This is a genomic window from Saccharothrix lopnurensis (assembly GCF_042658445.1).
Taxonomy (GTDB): domain Bacteria; phylum Actinomycetota; class Actinomycetes; order Mycobacteriales; family Pseudonocardiaceae; genus Actinosynnema; species Actinosynnema lopnurensis.
Map to the genome: position 1 here is coordinate 1 of NZ_JBHSQO010000052.1, position 17340 is coordinate 17340.

The 17340-nt window shown below is 69.1% G+C and carries 16 protein-coding genes, 1 pseudogene and 2 CRISPR repeat arrays; of the genes and pseudogenes, 8 read left to right on the forward strand and 9 right to left on the reverse strand.

The window, feature by feature from the left end:
• A pseudogene (locus tag ACFP3R_RS32005) lies at nt 1–225 on the forward strand (MFS transporter); the annotation flags it as partial.
• A 25-nt stretch (nt 226–250) separates the two neighbouring features.
• On the opposite strand, the gene ACFP3R_RS32010 reads toward ACFP3R_RS32005, so the two are convergent.
• Entirely contained in the window at nt 251–385 is a 135-nt protein-coding gene (locus tag ACFP3R_RS32010) for a hypothetical protein (RefSeq protein WP_380641569.1), read from the reverse strand.
• Between the two features lie 134 nt (nt 386–519).
• Between ACFP3R_RS32010 and ACFP3R_RS32015 the strand changes: the two genes are divergently transcribed.
• Together ACFP3R_RS32015 and ACFP3R_RS32020 are read left to right on the forward strand one after the other, a co-directional pair.
• Complete coding sequence (locus ACFP3R_RS32015; RefSeq protein WP_380641571.1) at nt 520–1848, forward strand: GGDEF domain-containing protein; 1329 nt, start codon at nt 520–522, stop codon at nt 1846–1848.
• Between the two features lie 230 nt (nt 1849–2078).
• Nucleotides 2079–2570, forward strand: a complete 492-nt coding sequence (locus tag ACFP3R_RS32020; protein WP_380641573.1) for a hypothetical protein — start codon at nt 2079–2081, stop codon at nt 2568–2570.
• A gap of 147 nt (nt 2571–2717) precedes the next feature.
• On the opposite strand, the gene ACFP3R_RS32025 is transcribed toward ACFP3R_RS32020, so the two are convergent.
• The 6 genes from ACFP3R_RS32025 to ACFP3R_RS32050 all read right to left on the reverse strand — a co-directional run bounded on the left by ACFP3R_RS32025 (nt 2718) and on the right by ACFP3R_RS32050 (nt 8138).
• Nucleotides 2718–4952, reverse strand: coding sequence for a YfgM family protein (locus ACFP3R_RS32025; protein WP_380641575.1), 2235 nt, complete (start codon nt 4950–4952; stop codon nt 2718–2720).
• A gap of 768 nt (nt 4953–5720) precedes the next feature.
• Complete coding sequence (locus ACFP3R_RS32030) at nt 5721–6020, reverse strand: hypothetical protein (protein WP_380641577.1); 300 nt, start codon at nt 6018–6020, stop codon at nt 5721–5723.
• Nucleotides 6021–6072: 52 nt separating this feature from the next.
• The gene (locus ACFP3R_RS32035; RefSeq protein ID WP_380641579.1) at nt 6073–6537 is read right to left on the reverse strand and encodes a hypothetical protein; all 465 of its coding nucleotides are present in this window, start codon (nt 6535–6537) and stop codon (nt 6073–6075) included.
• Nucleotides 6534–6821, reverse strand: coding sequence for a hypothetical protein (locus tag ACFP3R_RS32040; protein ID WP_380641581.1), 288 nt, complete (start codon nt 6819–6821; stop codon nt 6534–6536). Before ACFP3R_RS32040 ends, ACFP3R_RS32035 begins: the two co-directional genes overlap by 4 nt.
• Nucleotides 6818–7108, reverse strand: coding sequence for a hypothetical protein (locus tag ACFP3R_RS32045; RefSeq protein WP_380641583.1), 291 nt, complete (start codon nt 7106–7108; stop codon nt 6818–6820). The genes ACFP3R_RS32040 and ACFP3R_RS32045 overlap by 4 nt, the downstream gene beginning before the upstream one ends.
• Nucleotides 7109–7463: 355 nt before the next feature.
• Nucleotides 7464–8138, reverse strand: a complete 675-nt coding sequence (locus ACFP3R_RS32050) for an NUDIX hydrolase (protein WP_380641585.1) — start codon at nt 8136–8138, stop codon at nt 7464–7466.
• Nucleotides 8139–8614: 476 nt separating this feature from the next.
• Between ACFP3R_RS32050 and ACFP3R_RS32055 the strand changes: the two genes are divergently transcribed.
• The 4 genes from ACFP3R_RS32055 (at nt 8615) to ACFP3R_RS32070 (ending at nt 12324) form a co-directional block, all read left to right on the forward strand.
• Nucleotides 8615–9361, forward strand: coding sequence for a DddA-like double-stranded DNA deaminase toxin (locus tag ACFP3R_RS32055; protein WP_380641587.1), 747 nt, complete (start codon nt 8615–8617; stop codon nt 9359–9361).
• 569 nt (nt 9362–9930) lie between these two features.
• Nucleotides 9931–11676, forward strand: a complete 1746-nt coding sequence (gene ltrA, locus ACFP3R_RS32060) for a group II intron reverse transcriptase/maturase (RefSeq protein ID WP_380641589.1) — start codon at nt 9931–9933, stop codon at nt 11674–11676.
• Nucleotides 11677–11725: 49 nt separating this feature from the next.
• On the forward strand, nt 11726–11914 hold the full coding sequence (locus ACFP3R_RS32065) for a DddA-like double-stranded DNA deaminase toxin (protein WP_380641668.1): 189 nt from the start codon (nt 11726–11728) through the stop codon (nt 11912–11914).
• Nucleotides 11902–12324 (forward strand): Imm1 family immunity protein, encoded by a 423-nt coding sequence (locus ACFP3R_RS32070; RefSeq protein ID WP_380641591.1) that lies wholly within the window; start codon nt 11902–11904, stop codon nt 12322–12324. The genes ACFP3R_RS32065 and ACFP3R_RS32070 overlap by 13 nt, the downstream gene beginning before the upstream one ends.
• 165 nt (nt 12325–12489) lie before the next feature.
• Nucleotides 12490–13005: a CRISPR direct-repeat array (repeat unit 28 nt; unit sequence GGACCACCCCCGCTCGCGCGGGGAGCAC).
• Nucleotides 13006–13473: 468 nt separating this feature from the next.
• On the opposite strand, the gene ACFP3R_RS32075 is transcribed toward ACFP3R_RS32070, so the two are convergent.
• Entirely contained in the window at nt 13474–13920 is a 447-nt protein-coding gene (locus ACFP3R_RS32075; protein ID WP_380641593.1) for an Imm1 family immunity protein, read from the reverse strand.
• Entirely contained in the window at nt 13908–14528 is a 621-nt protein-coding gene (locus ACFP3R_RS32080) for a DddA-like double-stranded DNA deaminase toxin (protein ID WP_380641595.1), read from the reverse strand. The genes ACFP3R_RS32075 and ACFP3R_RS32080 overlap by 13 nt, the downstream gene beginning before the upstream one ends.
• Nucleotides 14529–15538: 1010 nt before the next feature.
• Nucleotides 15539–16115: direct repeats of the CRISPR family, unit length 28 nt; unit sequence GGACCACCCCCGCTCGCGCGGGGAGCAC.
• A 187-nt stretch (nt 16116–16302) separates the two neighbouring features.
• On the opposite strand from ACFP3R_RS32080, the gene ACFP3R_RS32085 reads away from it, so the two are divergent.
• The gene (locus ACFP3R_RS32085; RefSeq protein WP_380641597.1) at nt 16303–17202 is read left to right on the forward strand and encodes a hypothetical protein; all 900 of its coding nucleotides are present in this window, start codon (nt 16303–16305) and stop codon (nt 17200–17202) included.
• Nucleotides 17203–17340: the final 138 nt, after the last annotated feature.

Below are 17340 nucleotides of genomic sequence, written 5' to 3' on the forward strand. Positions count from 1 at the left end.
GCCACCACGTGGTGGCCCGAGGCGGCACCCGACGAGCAGCGCGGACAGTGCCTGGGGCTGGCGGCCACCGCGCTGCGCACCGCCCAGGGCGGGGGCATCGTGCTGGCCGGCCTCGCGGCGACCGCGACGTCCGCGGCGTTCGTCGTCGCGGCCGCCGGTGGGCTCGGCGTGCTCGGCGCGCTGCTGGCGACCCTCGCCTGGCGGCGCGCGAGCTCCGGCGGTTAGACCGCCGGCGGTTGGGCGCTGCCAATCAGGGCCGGACCGCGGGCGTCCACTCGTTGCCCCGTAGGGTCCACTCGTTGCCGTCGCGGAAGGTCCACTTGTTGCCGCGGGCGGCGGCGGTCGTGACGGTCGGGGTCCACTCGTTACCAGCGGTGATGCGCATGGGGTGCTCCTCAGTTACCGGTTGTGCCGGGCCAGGTCGAGACCGCACCCGTACGGGCCCGTGACGTGGGGTGGACCCGCGGTTACCGTGCTGGAAAGGCGCAGGTGCGGCCGGGTCGAGTATGGGATGACCAGATGAGTGTGAGCGCGGGGTCCGCGCAGCGGAGGGCGACCGGTCAGCGCCTGCGCCTGGTTCCGCCGTCCTCCTGGCGGCTGTGGGCTCTACCCCGGCCGGTGCTCGCCTACGTGCTGCTCGTCGACCTCGCCGCGGTCGCGCTGGTGGTGTTGACCACCGTGGTCGGCGCGGTCACCCCGACCGACCTGGTGCGCTTCGGCGTGCTGCTGGCGGGCACCGTGGTGCACCTGGAGGCCGCCCGCGGCATCGAGCGGCTGCGCGAAGTGGCCACCCAGGGCAGGCCCTACGTCAACCTCAAGAGCCTGTGGGTCTTCACCGGTGTTCTGCTGCTGCCGTTGCCGCTGGTGGCGGCGTTGACGGCGGTGACGTTCCTCTACGCCTGGATCCGCGTGGACGGGCAGTCCACGGCGTGCCGGAAGGTCTTCACCGCCGCCACCTTCGTGCTGGCCTCTGGCGCGGGGGCCGCCGTGCTCGCGATGGTCGGGAGCACCGACGCCTCCGGTATCCCCGCGGGCCCGCTCGGCGTCCTCGTGCTGGTGCTCGCGGCACTGGCGTGGTGGTCGGTGAACTACGCCCTGGTGGTCGTGGTGCTCGCGCTGAGCAACCCCGGACAGCCGCTGCGCCGGGCGTTGGGCGACCTCGCCGAGCAGCGCATCGTGGCGGCCGCGCTGGCGCTGGGCATCGGCGTGGCGGTGCTGCTGGTCCACACACCGTGGCTGGTGATCATCCAGATGTTCAGCGTGCCGGTCCTGCACCGCACCTTCCTCGTACCGCAGTTCCAACGCCGAGCCCAGACCGACGCCAAGACCGGCCTGATGGAGATGACGTTCTTCACCCACATGGCGACCGCGCAGCTGGACCGGCTGCGCGAGCAGGACCGGCCGGCCGCCCTGGTGATGATCGACCTCGACTGTTTCAAGGACGTCAACGACCGCCTCGGCCACCCGGCGGGGGACGAGCTGCTGATCGGGGTGGCCGGCGTCCTGCGCCGGGAACTGCGCGACGACGACCTCATCGCCCGGTTCGGCGGCGACGAGTTCGCAGTGCTGCTCCCTGGCGTCGGCGCCGCCGACGTCCACGACATCGGCGCCCGGATACTGCTCGCCCTGCACGAGGTCGACCTGACCGTGACCACCCCGACAGGCCCGGTTCCGGTCCACGGGCTGACCGCCTCGCTCGGCGCCGCGCTGTTCACCACACACGGCGACACCGTCGACCAACTCCTGCTCATGGCCGACTCGGCGCAGCAGACGGCCAAACAGGCAGGCCGCGACCGCTTCGTGCTGGCACCACCACCCGGCACCGACACCCCCGTTCTGCACGGCTGAACCCCCGAAACGAACGCCCATCGCCCCGACCCGCGCAGGTCACACCGATGCAACCGGGGATCGCGGCTCGTCCGGCGGCTCGGTGGGGCTGGTGGGCGTCGTGGCGATGGCGACCGCACCCTGAGAACGGAGGAGGGCCGGTGCCCGCCGCGCCGGGTGGACACCGGACAGGCCGGAACCACCACCGGGCAAACTTTGTCCGGGCAAGGTTTGCCCGGTAGGGTGGTGGTATGGACATCGACCCCGCGACGCCGCACGCGGCACAGGAACTCGTCAACGCACGGGCGGAGCTGTTCCGCGCCATCGACTTCGACATCCGTCGCGGCGTGAGCGGGAACCGCATCGCCGACTGGGCGGCGTCCGCGGTCAGCAGACCGATCATCCAGAGCTACGTGGCGGCCGTGAAGTTGCGCGCCGACGCGCACGGGCGGTTGAGGAAGGCCAGACTGGACCGTCCTTTCGGGGTCGAGATCACCGGGGAGATCGGCCGCGGCTCGCGCACCGTGCTGCTGGTCCTGGCGGTCGATCCGACCGAGATCGACCAGGACCCCGGCGACCTGGTCGCACGGGCCACCGCCGCCCTCAACGCGGACAACATCGCGATCGTGGTGCCGGAGGAACACGACTCGGCGGTGGCCGCGCTGTGGAAGGGAGAAGGGACGCCACTGCGCCGGACACAGGGCGGAAACGTGACCGACCCGGAGCACATCCCCGACAGCTGAGACGTCTTGGACAGGCCCGGACACGCGCAGTTGTCCACGGTCAAGGACGGAGTTCCCGCCGATCAGGGCGCATACCACCTCGCGTCGCTGCGGGCGAACGAGTTGACCCCCGTACTTCGGCGGTACCTAGACCGGTCGCTGGCCATGTCATAGCCCTTCGGCAAGCAACCGCTCGCTGTTCGGGACCTTCCCGTGGTGGGCGAGGGCGGCAAGTCGCTGCGCGCAGTGCTCGTCGCCCTTCAGGATCCGCTCGAGCAGTTCGCCGTGCCGGCCGCGTTCGGCGAGCAGTACCGCCAGTTCCCGGCCGGCGTGGCTGAGTCCGGTGTCGGCCAGCTCGCGCAACGCGTCGAGGTTGCCCGCCAGGGCCAGTCGCTTCGGGATCCACGTCTGTGCCCAGGGCTTGCCTTTCTCCAGCTCCAGCGCCTCCGGCCAGCGGCCCTTGTCGGCCAAGAGGTCCGCCAGCGGTTCCTGCACTCGGTCTGCGCGCCATTCGTCGGATTTGGTGAACACATCGCGCCGCAGGAGTTGGATGGCTCCTGCGCGCTCGTTTTTCGACCTCAGCAGCGCATCCGCTGCGGCCGCGCCGGTGGCCGGCTTGATCGCCAGTTCGTGCTCGCCCCGGTCGACCAGGGCGACCAGCAGTCGTTCCGTCGGCGGGTGACCTGCCTGCACCAAGTTCGACACTGTCGCCTTGGCGTCGGCCCGGTCGTCGGTGGCCAGAGTGTGGGCGGCCAGGTTGACGACGGCTTCGGGCACGCCGGTCGCCGCGAGTCGACGCAGTTGGTCGGCGTTGCCCGCCGCGGCGAACCGCTCGGCCAGCCAGGCGCTAGCCCAGCCTGCCGGCTCGGCGCGCACGATCTCCAAAGCTTCGTCCCACCGCCCGGCGTCAGCCAGCACGTCGGCCAGCCGCCGGCCCTTGGACGTCCGCCGCAGCACCGCGATCGCGTCGTCGGTCGAGCCGAGTCCGACCAGTTCGTCGGCCAACAGGAGGCTCGCCCAGGAGCCGCGGCGCTCCATCATCTCCAGGAACGTCCGGCGGCGCGGGAGCCACGGTTGTTGCAGCACCTCGGCGGTTTCGTGGGCGTGGATGTGGATCGGTTTGCGGTCCAGCAGTTCGCAGACCTCCTCCACGCGGCCATGCGCGATCAGCACGTCCATCATCCGCAGCGCCGTCGTGGCGGAGCCGGTGGCGGTGGCCTCGCGGTAGAGCGGATCGGCGTGGCGGTAGCGCAGGCGATGGTAGGCGTTGCGGGCCAGGCGGAACCGGTCCTCGGTGTCCTGGGTGTGGGCCAGGAGGGCGTCCCAGAGGGAATCCGGGGTGAGGGCACGCCGGCGAGCGGACCGGCCGTGCCGGTCCAGGTAGTCGTGCACGTGGTAGCCGTCGGGTGGGTCCACGCCGGGGTCCAGGCGTGTCGGGATGAGCGCGGCGACGCCGAGTCGGGTGGCCGTGGCGGTTTTCAGGCCGGTCTCGAACCACGTTTCGGGTGCGTTTATGCGGTCGTCGTCGGTCAGGTAGCCGGGCGCGGCTGCGGTCAGGAGCGCGGTGGTGAGCAGGGCGTGGTGGCCCAGGCGGCGCGCGTCGAGGGCAGCGGTGAGGATGGAGGTGGCGTAGCGGTCTTCCGGGGTGTCGGGGTGGTCGTAGCGCTCGACCACGGCCGGGCCGCCCGCGATTGCTTGGACGACTTCGCCGTCGTGCGCGGTGGCGAGGGCCTTGGCCAGCCGGGGGTCGGTCGGGGCGGCGGCCATCTGCGCGGCGGTGAACCGCTTGGCGACCCGGATCCGGGTGACGCGGTGGTGCAGCAGGTTGCGGGCCTGGGGCTGGTTCGGGCCGGTCAGGGTCGACCAGTACTGCGGCCACAGGGTGCCCACGACCACGAACGGGCCGGGGAGTTCGAGCAGCGTGCGCAGCGCGGCGGCAGCGCGTTCGCCGTGGGTGTCGAGCAGGTGGTTCTGGGTCTCGTTGAGCCACAGGACCGTGCCGGGTTCGACGCCGGTCGCCAGCGCGTGCAGCAGGTGCTCGGCCGTGCGGGGGTAGAGCAGCGGCCACGTGCCCAGCTCGGCGGTGACTGCCTCGTAGAGCGCGCGGGTCTTGCCCGTGGACGACTCGCCGGTCAACACCACCATCGCGGTGCGCTTCGCCGCGAGCGCCTCGGCCAACGTTTGGTCGTGCTCGCGAGGCAGGTACGCCGGGAGCCCGGCGCCGCCGACGACGACGGCCCGGTGCACGTCCAGGTCGAACGGGTGCCATTCGGTGATCGGCCGAGCGGGCGAGGGGGCGGCGTGCCGCGCGTGCAGGGACACGTGCACGCCGCCCATGATCGACCCGGCCTGGACGACCGCAGCCGCCTCGCCGGACATCTCGATGCGCACCGGGTCTGGCACGCGCCCGACGCTACGGAATCTCGTGGGGCTTCACCACGGCTACGGCGGCGGTGTCGTACCAGCGGATGTGGTCGATGCCGGTGAAAAGCCTGGTGGGCGTAACGGAGAAAGCGGTGGACCGCCGCCGCCGGTCATCTGGCCGCAGGCACGCGCTAGATGTAGTGACTAATCAGGTTGTTGACGGCGTGTCGGGTTGAAGTAGGGGAGGACCTCCGGGCGGAGTGGATTTATCTGATGCATCCCATCGGCACACGGAGGTCCTCCCGTGCATGATGGCACCGACCATCGAGCGGATCGCCGCGCTGTTCGCCCAGCACCGATACGTCGTCACCGACTTCAGCTTCGGTTCTACGCGCGCCCTCGCCGGGTAAGCCGGACGCCCCGCTCACCTACGGGCTCTTGCCTCAATCCTGCGCACCGCCGGTACCAGGCAGGAACCGCCACACCGGCGCATGTCGGTTAGTCCGCAGTCTGAGCGCCCGACAAGCTCTCTAGTTTTCTAGATAATTTCAGTGGTAACCAAAAAATCACGGGACACCACGCACTGGATCACGACCCGGACTGATCCGCACCGCGAGCCGGGACCTCGGCCGCTGACCCGACGCGGCCGGGGTACACCGGCTCGACCTCCCGACCGGATCGCCCGCGCGGTGATCGACCTTCTTTCCGGTCCCGCGGCCACCGTGTTTCCCGGTGGCCGGCTCGCCCGTTCGTCCCGGCCGGACCGTGTGGGCATACCGGTCCGGCCGGGAGGACCGACCACGAGGATCAACCGTGGTCGACGAGCCGGTCGAAGAACATCACCGCCGCGGCGGACGCGGCGACTCCGGCCAGGACGGCCTCGGCCGGGTGCCGTCCGGCCATCGCGGCGAGCACGCCGGCACCGATACCGACGAGCACCGCCAGCAGCAGGATCAACGCGCCGCGCGGCGTGAGCAGCCGCGCAGACTCCGGGACAGCCGACTCGGTCTCCTGCGCGGGCTGGTGAGTGCGGAACATCTGGATCTCCTGGTTGTGGACGAAGGGGTGATATTCCGGATGTCTGCGCGTTGCGCCGTTTCTGCTCACCGCGACGAAGCCGTCTCCGGCTGGACGACAGGTCGTCACGGGCCCGGTTCGGCTACTTCGCCGGCGGGAAGGCCACCGCGAAGAACTCCCGCACTCGTTCCTCTCCGTCCTCCACCTCTCCGTCCATGACCACGGCCCTGATCAGTGCCCTCTCCAGCACCTCCTGGGGCATGTCGAACAGGTGCCGCGCCTGGCGCACGATGCCGCCGAACAGGGCAGGCGCGCGGGAGGGCTTGTACTCGATGAACCAGCCCAGGATCCGTCCGGTCGGTCGCGACAGGGCGACCATGTAGGGGGAGGGATCCTGGGCCCAGCACCCTCGCAGGTCCGCCAACACCGCCTGTTCGATCACCGAGGCCAAGTCCTCGAACGGCACGGTCGCCTCCATGTTCGCCGCGGCGATCCAGGCGATCTGTTTGGCCACCGCGTGCACCGACTGCTCCGTGCGGTGAGGTCGTGACCAACGGCGACGGGAGGCGGGCTGGCCCCACAGGTGCTCGAACAGGAACTTGGTCAACTGCGTCCACAGCCGACGCAGACCGGGCGCGAGCGTGCTGTCGGTGTCCCGGTGAGCACCGTGACCAAGGTGGAGGGATCCCGGCGGCGCTGTTCGAGCCAGTCCTGCACCACGGGCCGCGCCCACTGCTTGCGCCCGCCCTGGACCGCCTGGGGCAGTGGCACGTCCGCCTCGTCGCGGGCGATGTAGGCGCGCAGCGTCGAGGCCGCGATCCCGGCCTGCTCGGCGAACTCCTCCACTCCCAGCAGGGACTGCTCGGCCAACTCCGGGGCGTTGAGCGTCACCACGCACCGTTGTAGGGGTAGTGCGTCGGTTCGCGTGCGTCGCCGCTGTTCCCACTGCGCCAGGTCGTGTCGCCACTGCCGTGTCGGGATCGTGGGGCCTGCACCGGCGCGGGCGGCAGCGGCGCGGCGTGCAGCGACACGTCACCATGCACCACACCGGCCTGCACCACCACGCCCACGCTCCCCGACACCGTGTTGCGGACCCGCGCCGGGCCGTCGCCGCCCGCCTCGGGCGACGGGTCCTGCGACGCGGGGTCGTCGGGCTGCCGCACCTCGGGCGTCACCACCGCAGGCACCTCCCGGTCCGGCCGCCAGTCGATGGCGCACAGCGTGGCACCGCCCCGCCGCTGCGCCAGCCGGCGGCGGCGGAATTCACCTGACCGGCATCGGCCCACCCGCACAACGACGGCTCCACCGGCCCGAACGCCGTGCCACCGGACCCGCGCCGCCGACAGGGCGACCGACGCCCCGCCCCTGACACCCCCCGATGACGCCTCGCAGCGGTCACCCGTGGGCTGAGGCGTCGGTGCCCGAGCGGCACCGACGCGACGCTGGCCCACTCGTGTGCCTTGTGGCCCTGATCGAGATCGTTGAGCCACACCGATGACACGGTGACGTTGCTGGTGTGGCCGCTGTGGGCTTTCACAGCTTGTGCGACGGTTCGGCGGGTCGGTGGCGTTGGGGTAGCGCAGGTTGATGCGGGCCCGGAACCCGGCCGTGGGTGAGTTGCCGAACCCTCACACGTCGCCGATGGCGGCGCGCAGGACGAGATGCAGCTTCACCAGCGGCGTCAGCGGACATCCACCACACGCCGGCGGGGTCAGCCGGTGAGGATGAGGGTTCGGGGCTGAAGCGGTCGGCGAGTAGGTTGTCGAGCAGGGTGGGCAGTTGGGTGGGCAGGAGCTTGTCGCGGCATTGGCGCAGTTCGTCGGCTGGCCACCAGCGGCGTTCGATCAGTCCGGTCTTTTCGTTGTCGGTGGGTCGGAGTGCGACCTGCGGTGCGGTGCTGGGGGTGTGTCCGAGGAAGACGTGTTCGATGCGGTGGTGGTCGCGGTCTCGGTAGCGGAATCGGGATTCGCGTACCCAGAGCTTGCGGCCGAGGGTGGGGAGGGTGATTCCGGTTTCCTCGGCGACTTCGCGGCGGGCCGCAGTCTGGAGGTTTTCGCCGTGGTCGAGGCCGCCGCCGGGCAGTTCCCACCAGTGGTGGTCGGGGTCGGTGGGGTCGAGGGCGTGGATGAGCAGCACGCGGTCGGTGGGGTCCAGGAGAAGGACGCGGGCACCGATGCGAGGTGTGGCGGTGCTGGTCGAGGCGGACATGCTGCGGCTGGTCCTCGCGGTCTCGGCTGACGGGCGGGTGCCGTGGCAGCCGGGAAGCGAGCAGCCGGCCGGTCCGAACAGGGCGGGTTCCGGCTCGGCAGGCGTGGCCGCCGTGGCGGGGTGCGACGTTAGCAGCGCCCCGGTGGTGGCCGGCTCCAGGCGCACGGCGAGTCCCGAATGATCGGTGAGCCGGGAGCCGTCCGCCGCGGGTTGTCTGGTGTCATGGACGTACCGGCAGCCGGTGAGCCGTTGAGGTCAAGGCGGTTGAGCCGTGGGCGTGGTCGTAGCGGTGCCCAGGTCCGGGCGGCGGGCCCAGCTGTGCTCGACCGGTCGCAGTGCAGGTACCGGTACCGGTGTCTCGTGCGGGCTCGGTGAACGCGAGGCGCGGTGGAGTCGGTGCACTGTCGGCCCGCGGCGCAGGCCGGTGCCTGGCACGATCGATCCTCGCCCGCACCATCGGCGCGGAGGGAGCGGCATTGGCGTCACCGGACGAGATGACGGCAGCGGTGGCCGCCGCGTGTGACAAGGCGTCGAAGGGCAAGGAGGCTCTGGGACGTGCCGGGGACCTGGCCGAGGAGGCATCGACGCTGCTGACCATCGCCCTGGAGGGCGGCACCACGGGCGATAAGGATGCCCTCTTGGCCACCTTCCAGAACGTCGTTGAGGGGATCAACGCGTTGTGGCGAATGCTGGGCACGGGCATGGACCTTGCCCGGTTACTGGGCGGCTCGCTTCGGAAGGGTGCGGCCGAACCCTCGCGGATTGCGCCGGTCACGCCGCCTGTGTCACGAAAGCCGCCGACGGTTTCGGCAGGCCAGGCTCGCGTCGCCGCGCCACCGGCCGCCCTACCGCCGCTTGCTCCGGAACGGATCGAGCAGTTGCGTCGCGATCTACCGCCGACTGTGGTGGGGGGAACCGGACAGAAGACCCATGGGCGGTGGATCGCCCCCGACGGGTCGACGCAGCGCGAGATCAGTGGACGCGACGAGTGGACACCGAAGGTCAACACCGCGTTGGCCGACGAGGGATGCCCGAGGTTGCCCGTGGTCACCGATGCGGACGTGGAGCTGAAACTGGCCGCGCGGATGCGGGAGCAAGGCCCCGCCGATCCCGCGCTGCATCACCTGACGCTGGTCTTGAACTACGCGCCGTGCTTGCGACACGAGGTCGCATGCGATGAGTGGATCCACCGAATTGGAGGTCCGATGGTATCGGAGGTGTGATCCCGGGCTTGTGTCTGTGAGCCTGTCCCCGCTTTCGACGTGCGTTGCCGGTAACGGCAGGGTGCGAAGCTCGAATGAAAGCCGAAGGGTTCCCGCTCCATCCGGGGACTACGGGCAAGGGGAAGGCCGGACGGGTGAATGCAGTGAACCCCCAGTGATGCCGCGTTACGTGGACCCCCGTCGATGGGTAGTTTCAGCGGGGTAGAGGACTGGCCGTTGAGAAGCGGCAGGTGCCGGTCGGGGAGCAAGGGCCGACCGGATGGACACCACCGTCCCGCGGTACAGGGGGCACCCACCCCGGCCGTATCTCAAGCATGCGGAACGTGGTAACCCCGACGAGGTCCACGAGCCTGGTGGTTCGTGGTAGGCCGACTGCAAGGAAGGCTGAGTTCCTCGGCGGGATCGGGATGATCCAGGAAGCGAATGCCAGCAGCCGAAAGGAAACAGGAAACCGTGCACGCTCTCTCGGCACCTCCGACGCCGGGGTGTGCGGATAACTGGCTGGATACGGGCCTGTGCCCGGCCCGAAAGGGAGCTGACGTGGGTCAGATGGGCCTGTGCAGGATGGTGTGACCGCAGTGCCGGAACCGAAGGACAAGTTAGACGCGACCGCCTCGGCGGTGGCGAACGGACCGGAGGACGGCTGTCTCGACTGGGGCGGGGTTGACTTCCCGGCCGCCGAGGAGCAGGTACGGCGATTGCGGCAACGCATCTTCACGGCGAGCAAGGCGGGAGATCTGAAGAAGGTGCGAAATCTTCAGAAGATGATGCTGCGTAGCCGTTGCAACACACTGGTCAGTGTACGGCGGGTAACGCAAATCAATGCTGGCCGCCGGACGGCGGGCATCGATGGCAGGGTCGTGGCCTTCGATGACCAGCGCGCCATGTTGCTCTGGTGGGTTCACCACCAGATCCGGCCGTGGCGGGCAAAGCCGGTACGGCGGGTGTACATCCCCAAAGCCAATGGGAAACAGCGCCCGTTGGGTATTCCGGTGGTGGTGGATCGTGTGCTGCAAGCACGTATGGTCAACGCCTTGGAACCTGAATGGGAGGCCCGGTTCGAACCCAGGTCGTACGGGTTTCGGCCGGGGCGTGGCTGTCATGACGCGATCGGGCAGATCTTCGGCTCGTCCCGGGGTGGTACCCCGCGACGGCAGTGGATTCTCGACGCGGATCTGGCGGCGGCGTTCGATCGGATCGATCACGACCATCTGCTGGATGTGCTCGGAGCCGCCCCCGGGCGTGGGCTGATTCGGCAATGGCTCAAGGCTGGTGCGGTCGACGGAGGTCGGTTTCTTCCTTCCGTGGAGGGGACTCCGCAGGGCGGAGTGATAAGTCCGTTGCTGTTGAACATTGCGCTGCATGGGATGGAGGTCGCCGCGGGCGTACGTTACCGGACCTCGCTCGGTCGGGACGGTATTACCGCTCCGGACTCTCCGTTGCTGGTGCGTTACGCCGATGACATGGTCGTGCTGTGTCGTACGGAACAGCAGGCCGAGGAAGTCAAAGCACGGCTCGGTGAGTGGCTGAAACCGAGAGGGTTGACCTTCAACGAGGACAAGACTCGAATCGTCCATATCGGCGAGGGGTACGACTTCCTCGGCTTCAACATCCGTCGCTACGACGGGAAACTGCTCATCAAGCCGAGCCGCGACGCGATCTCCAGGATCAAGCGACGGCTACGCGCCGAAATCCGTGCCCATCGCGGGAACGCGGTCGCGGCGCTGCTGCGCACGCTCAATCCGATCGTGCGTGGCTGGGCGGCCTACTATCGCACGGTGGTATCCAAGAAGGTTTTCCAGGACTTGGATGCCTACTTGTTCCACCTGCTTTACCGGTGGGGGCTGCACCGTCATCCCAACAAGTCCAGGCGGTGGATCGTTTCACGTTACTTCGGGCGTTTCAACATGTCCAGGAACGATAAATGGGTGTTCGGCGACCGCGAAACTGGCGCCTACCTCCACCGCTTCGGCTGGACTAAGATCGTTCGGCACGTCATGGTCACGGGCACGTCGTCAGTGGACGACGCCACGCTGGCGGATTATTGGGCAGGACGCCGCCGCAGGAGATTCGCACCTGTCGACAACACGACCCTGCGACTGCTGAGGAAACAGCAGGGTATGTGCTGGGTGTGCGGTGACTACTTGCTCCATGCCGACCGGCAACCGGAGAGCCCGCAAGAGTGGGAGCAATGGTTGCGAGTGGTCAAGAAGGCGATGGTGTCAAACCGCATCGTCACGCGATCACCGGATTTGCCGAACGCGGGTCCGATCCGTCTAGTACACGCCTACTGCCGGACAAGGTTCCGCCAGTAGGTCCAAGTATCCGCCCAGTCGCCTTCAGGGCTTGCTTGAGCCGGATGCGGTGAAAGTCGCAAGTCCGGTTCTGAGGGGGCGGGGACGCAGTAATGCGTCCCCGCTACCCGGCGAAGGCCCGTTCGGGTGTGACAGCCTGTTGCCCGCAGTGCTGCCCGACGGCTACACGCTCACCGTGCACGGCCCGGACGGGTACTACAAGAAGTTCACCGGAGGAAAGCCGCCGTGGCGTCGTTGATGGCCTGGTACAAGCAGGGCGAGGAGCCGACTCCGATCGCGAGCGTGGCCGATCTCGACGCGCTGCTGGACCGCATGGCCGCCGACTTCGCCGCGCAGGAGGGCCTGGTCCCCCCCATGGTCGAGCTGGCCCGGCCCGACCCGTGGGCCGAGGGCTGGGTGGCCATCCGGCTGGGCATCGCCCACGACCGCGGCTTCATCGCCCACGCCGATGACAGCGGCTCCTACATCACCACCAACGGTGGAGATCCCGACGGCGAACCGGTCCTCTACGACCACCAGGCCCACACGCGGGAATGGCCCGCCTACGCCGAACTGCCCCTGGCCGACGTGATCACCGCGGCCCGCGACCTGATCGCCACCGACGGCAAGCGGTCCACAACCGTCCAGTGGCGGCCATGGGGTCTTTGACACCCGCTATGGCCAGCATGAGCGCGTAGTCGTCGAGCAACTGGTGGTCCCCTTGGCCAGGGCATGCACGGCACGTCTGCGGTTGGCCTGATCAGCCCTTCGCCCATGACCACCCACTCGCGTGGGAAGCATCCGTTCCAGGGCATCGTGCCGAATCTGAATTGGGGACCACCCCCGCTCGCGCGGGGAGCACGACACCTCGCGCATCATCCGCACCGAACACGGCGGACCACCCCCGCTCACGCGGGGAGCACCAGTCCAACACCAGCACCCGGTGGCCGGTCGGGGGACCACCCCCGCTCGCGCGGGGAGCACGTGCTGATGAGCCTGCACGCGGTGGCCGCGATGGGACCACCCCCGCTCGCGCGGGGAGCACCAGCTCTTCCGCAAGCACCAGGCCCTCTCGGAGGGACCACCCCCGCTCGCGCGGGGAGCACACTTTTCCCGAACCCTTACAGTTTCCACATGACGGACCACCCCCGCTCGCGCGGGGAGCACGCGTGGCGGACCGTGCCCGCGGGCGCCCTGATGGGACCACCCCCGCTCGCGCGGGGAGCACACCCACCAGCGCGCGATCAGCATCACCGGCGTGGGACCACCCCCGCTCGCGCGGGGAGCACGAACGGGTTGGCGAGCACGCGCGGGTTGGCCAGGGACCACCCCCGCTCGCGCGGGGAGCACACTTCTTGACCAGGGACTTTACAAGCCAAGGTACGTTTTTTCATTCGGTTCTTTGCAGTCTCGTATATCGGTGGTCGTCTGATTCTCCCGAAGACGAGACGCCGACGATGTAGGGAGCGCGCGGCTGCGTTGGTGGTGGCCAGGACGTTGTATGGGTCGCTCCTGCTCACACGGGAACCCGCCGTTCCGTTGCCTGAGGACCCTCGCTCGCTCGCGCGGGGAGCCCAGGTCGCTGGCTGTCACCGGTCGCCTTCCCGCCGGGCTGTCCCGGCTTGCGTGGTAAGAAATGGCGGTTGCCTGATCGGCGGTGGGAATGTCGCAGAGCTCATGATGAGCCCGTGGGAACGTCCAGGGGCCCTGTCGCGTGTCGGGGCTTCCGGGCTTCATGTGCCGGTCTTGGGCGGGCAGGTGTACTCGGAGACGTGTGGGCGGGCCTGGTGGTTACTCGCCGGGCCGGGCCGGGCCGGGTTAGTGGGCAGTGGGGTACCACTCGGGTGGTGACTGCCATGTGGGTCCGTCCGGGCGGTGCCCTCCGTTGTTCATGTACTCGTGAGTTGCGCTCCGGACCGTGTCCAGTGGAATTTCCGAGTCCTGTGGGTATTCCGTGTCGTTGTTCAGGTAGTAGTAGAGGATTCGTTCGGCGGGGATCCAATCCGGGCCGGGTGTGGCTTTGCTGAACACGACTCCGGCCGGTGATGTGTGCAGGAGTGTTCCTGTGCCCGCCGTGCCGTGGACACCGACGTACAGCCCCAGGCGGCGTGCGGTCGTGTCCACGGGGCGGGCGATCCGGAGTTGGACGATGATCCGGCCTTCCCACCCGGCCACGGTGTCCAACACGGCGTCCAGTTCGGCCGCGGTCTCCACGGTCGTCGCCTGTTCGCTGTCCGCGTCGAACGAGGCCGTTAGCGCCACCACGGTTGTGCTCCTCCTGTGTATCGGATGCGGGTGCGGGTTCCGTTGGTGTTCTGTCCGTGCACGGTGAGCGAGTAGCCCTCCGGCAGCAGGATCGGGACGAGGGCGTCACAGCTGTCCGGGCCCTGGCGGCAGGGTACGTTGTTGATGATCACGGTGGCGTGACGGATGCCGTGGGCTGCCATGTGGGCGGCCAGCTTCTGCTCCACGTCGCCGGACCGGGCCGAGCCTTCTGACAGTCCCATCCGCGCCAGCTGCCCCTGCACCAATGCCGAACGCTGATCGAAACCGCTTGTGATCGACTCGACGTCGCCGTCGGGGCCGATCCATTGGCCCACAGTCTTCTGTCCCGTCCGGGGCACCACCGGTGGTGGCAGGGTGCGGCGGATCGCCTCCACCCGTTCACGCGGCACCACGGCCGGGTCGTCGGGCGCGATCTGACGGATTGGAGGGTGTTGTATCGGGGGTTGCGCGGGCCGCTGGATGGCCGGGGCCGGGTCGGTGGTGCCCTTCGCTGTCAGATGGTCCGCGTAGCTGTAGGCGTCTTTGACGGCTTCGTTGAGCAGTGGCCAGTAGTGGCCCTTACAGGCGTCCGCCACTCCGCTGAACACGGAGAGCACCCGTGCCCCGTCCGCTTCGAGCCGGCGCGCGCCCTCCAGCGCACGGGCCAGGATGTCGTGCGCTTCCCTGGCGAGGTCTTCGGCCTGTTCCAGCGCGGCTCGCGCCCGCTAGCCCTTCGTACACGCGGCCCGGATCTGTGCGGCCACTTCCCGGGTTGACGCCATCGGCCCCTCCTTCCCGTGTGAGCGTGGCATAGGGAGCCGACAGCCGTCCCGGCCGGCACCAGGTCCTTCACTGCCAGGCTCTGGCCGCCGGGGGAGCTTTGGCTCGGTGCGGTCACGCCGATCAGGTGATGGTGCTGCCCGTGGACTGTCACCTGCGGCGTTTCATCGCGTGGGCTTGCGGCCTGGTCCACCTCGGTCAACGGATCCGGTGAGCACATCAGATGCCTGCACCGGGCTGCTGAAGGCCCTGTGCGGTTCAATACGAGACGACCAGGCCGACCAGTGGTCCGTATTGGTAGCCGAGGACGACTTCGATCCGAGAACCTTTCGCCGCACTGCTCGGTGCGTTCGCGGCATCGCGGGAGGCGCTGGCCGAGTTGCGCAGGCCCGAGTTCACGGGCACCGCGCCACCGGCGGCCGTGCCGGCGCGGATACTTCGGCGGCGACCTGACCTTGTCCAGGCACCGAAACCGGTGTGGGACGAGTGCCGCAGCCCCCACCGGAGGCAGTCGGCCACGCCATCGCCCGCGACGGCTCCCGATATCCGCCACAGGCACAGTGGACCGTGGACGACCTGCCCCGCCGGGTGCGGCGTGGCGCCGAGGGAGAGAAGACCGTGGGCCGGGTGCGGCGGATCTGGGCCGCTTCGAAGGACCATCCCCACTCGCGCGGGGAGCACCGAGGGGTCGTACCGCACGAGCACGTTGGCCGGGGACCGGCCCCCGCTCGTGAGGGGAGCACCACCTGTGCGCGCAGCGCCCGCCGCACGGCCTGGGACCACCTCCCGTTCGCACAGGGACCACCCGTTGCGCCCCGGCGACGCCGTCGCGATCGGGGGACCACCCCCGCTCGTGAGGGGAGCACGCGTCGCCAACACCGCCATGTACGCGCAGGTCAAGACCACCCCCGCTCGCACGGGGAGCACCGGCCCGAGCACTTGGTCCAGCTCGGCGCGCAGGGACCACCCCCGCTCGCGCGGGGAGCACGCTGGGGCGTCGGCAGGGCTCGCCCGGGGTGGCGGACCACCCCCGCTCGCGCGGGGAGCACGTCGAGTCGTCTACCACGTCGTCCATCACGTCGGGACCACCCCCGCTCGCGCGGGGAGCACGCGGTGACCGCCAGGCACGCGTTGTCCAGGCCCGGACCACCCCCGCTCGCGCGGGGAGCACCGTCACCCCGAACGAGAACACCATTCCGAACGAGGACCACCCCCACTCGCGCGGGGAGCACCCCAGGGATCAGGTGGTCGTGGTCGTGGTCTTCGGACCACCCCCGCTCGCGCGGGGAGCACTCCTGCTAGGTCTAGCCCCCGTAGCGGCGCAACGGACCACCCCAGCTCGCGCGGGGAGCACCGCGTTCATCGCGGGAGTGCTTTTCCGCCTCGCGGACCACCCCAGCTCGCGCGGGGAGCACACTTCTTGACCAGGGAGTTTACAGGTCGAAATGTGGTTTTTCATTCGGTTCGTTCTAGTCTCGTATATCGGTGGCCGGTCCTGCCCGCTTTGATCGACGGGCTGAAGCTGCGGATCCGGCAGCCTAGGATGCCGGGGTGATACGGTCGGCATGGATCAAGTAGGCTCGCGCCCTTGAGCATCAGCGGGTGTTGGCTCGTGAGGGCCGAGAGTTCGGCTTGGGCCAGTCGCATGACTACGTCCGGTTCGACAACCGCAGCGACCGCGGTGCGGAGTTCTTGAAGATCCAGTGGCGGTTGAGGGTTCTGAAGCCGTTCCCCGAGCGGTGGAGCGTCATCGCGGGGGATGTGCTCACGAACCTGCGGGCGGCGCTGGACTACACGTTCTGGGCTGCGGCGGTGTCGCACGGGGGTATTCCGGACAATCCCCACTTGGTGAGCTTTCCGTTGGCGACCGTCGAGGACGGGAGCTTCCAGAACAGGCGGCGAGACCTCAGACCGCTTGTTTCTCCGGCGTTCTGGGATCTGGTGGAGTCCGTTCAGCCGTTCCGGCTGTCGATGCCGTATCAGTCGCCGTTGGAGTGGTTGAGGTGGTTGTCCAACGCCGACAAGCACCGCGCCGTTCGGGTCGTGGGTCGGGCCGGGGTCGACATCGGGCCGATCGTGGTCCCGAACGACGAGGAGTTCGAGATCGTGCAGGAGCGACGCACCACCGGTTCGCTTGACGACGGTAGCGTGGTGGGAAGTGTGCGGCTCAGGCTCAACCCCCGGGGTAGTCGGGAGATCGAGCTGTTGCCCACCTTCGCCTACTCGCCCTCGCTTGAGGTCGGTGAGGACCCCGCTGAGTTCATCCCGCTCAGCGTGGTCATGGGATTGATGACCGCGAACGTCCTCGATGTGATCAATAAGGCGACGTCGGCGCTGGGAGAGACGATGCCCTCTCCGGAGGAGTTGGAGGTGGGTTTGGAGCACGACGACATCGCGGTCGAGAACACGGGGATCGTCTGGACTTTCCGCGACGCGGCCGGGTTCCTCCACTTCCTGGAGCCGTGCCCCGACGACCCCGACTCCGCGCCGCCGGACGCCTGAAGCACTCAGAGACTGGTCGGTGGCGGGGTCTTCGCGCGCGGACTGCTGCGCCGCACTAGATCGGGCGTGGAACCTGTTCGACACGGCGGCGTCGGACGATCGACCCGCGTGGGCGAGGTACTACGATCGCGCGCACCT

Coding starts and splice junctions, on each gene's coding strand:
- ACFP3R_RS32020 (WP_380641573.1), top strand. CDS start 2,079: ATGGACATCGACCCCGCGACGCCGCACGCGGCACAGGAACTCGTCAAC.
- ACFP3R_RS32010 (WP_380641569.1), bottom strand. CDS start 385: ATGCGCATCACCGCTGGTAACGAGTGGACCCCGACCGTCACGACCGCC.
- ACFP3R_RS32050 (WP_380641585.1), bottom strand. CDS start 8,138: ATGTCCGCCTCGACCAGCACCGCCACACCTCGCATCGGTGCCCGCGTC.
- ACFP3R_RS32015 (WP_380641571.1), top strand. CDS start 520: ATGAGTGTGAGCGCGGGGTCCGCGCAGCGGAGGGCGACCGGTCAGCGC.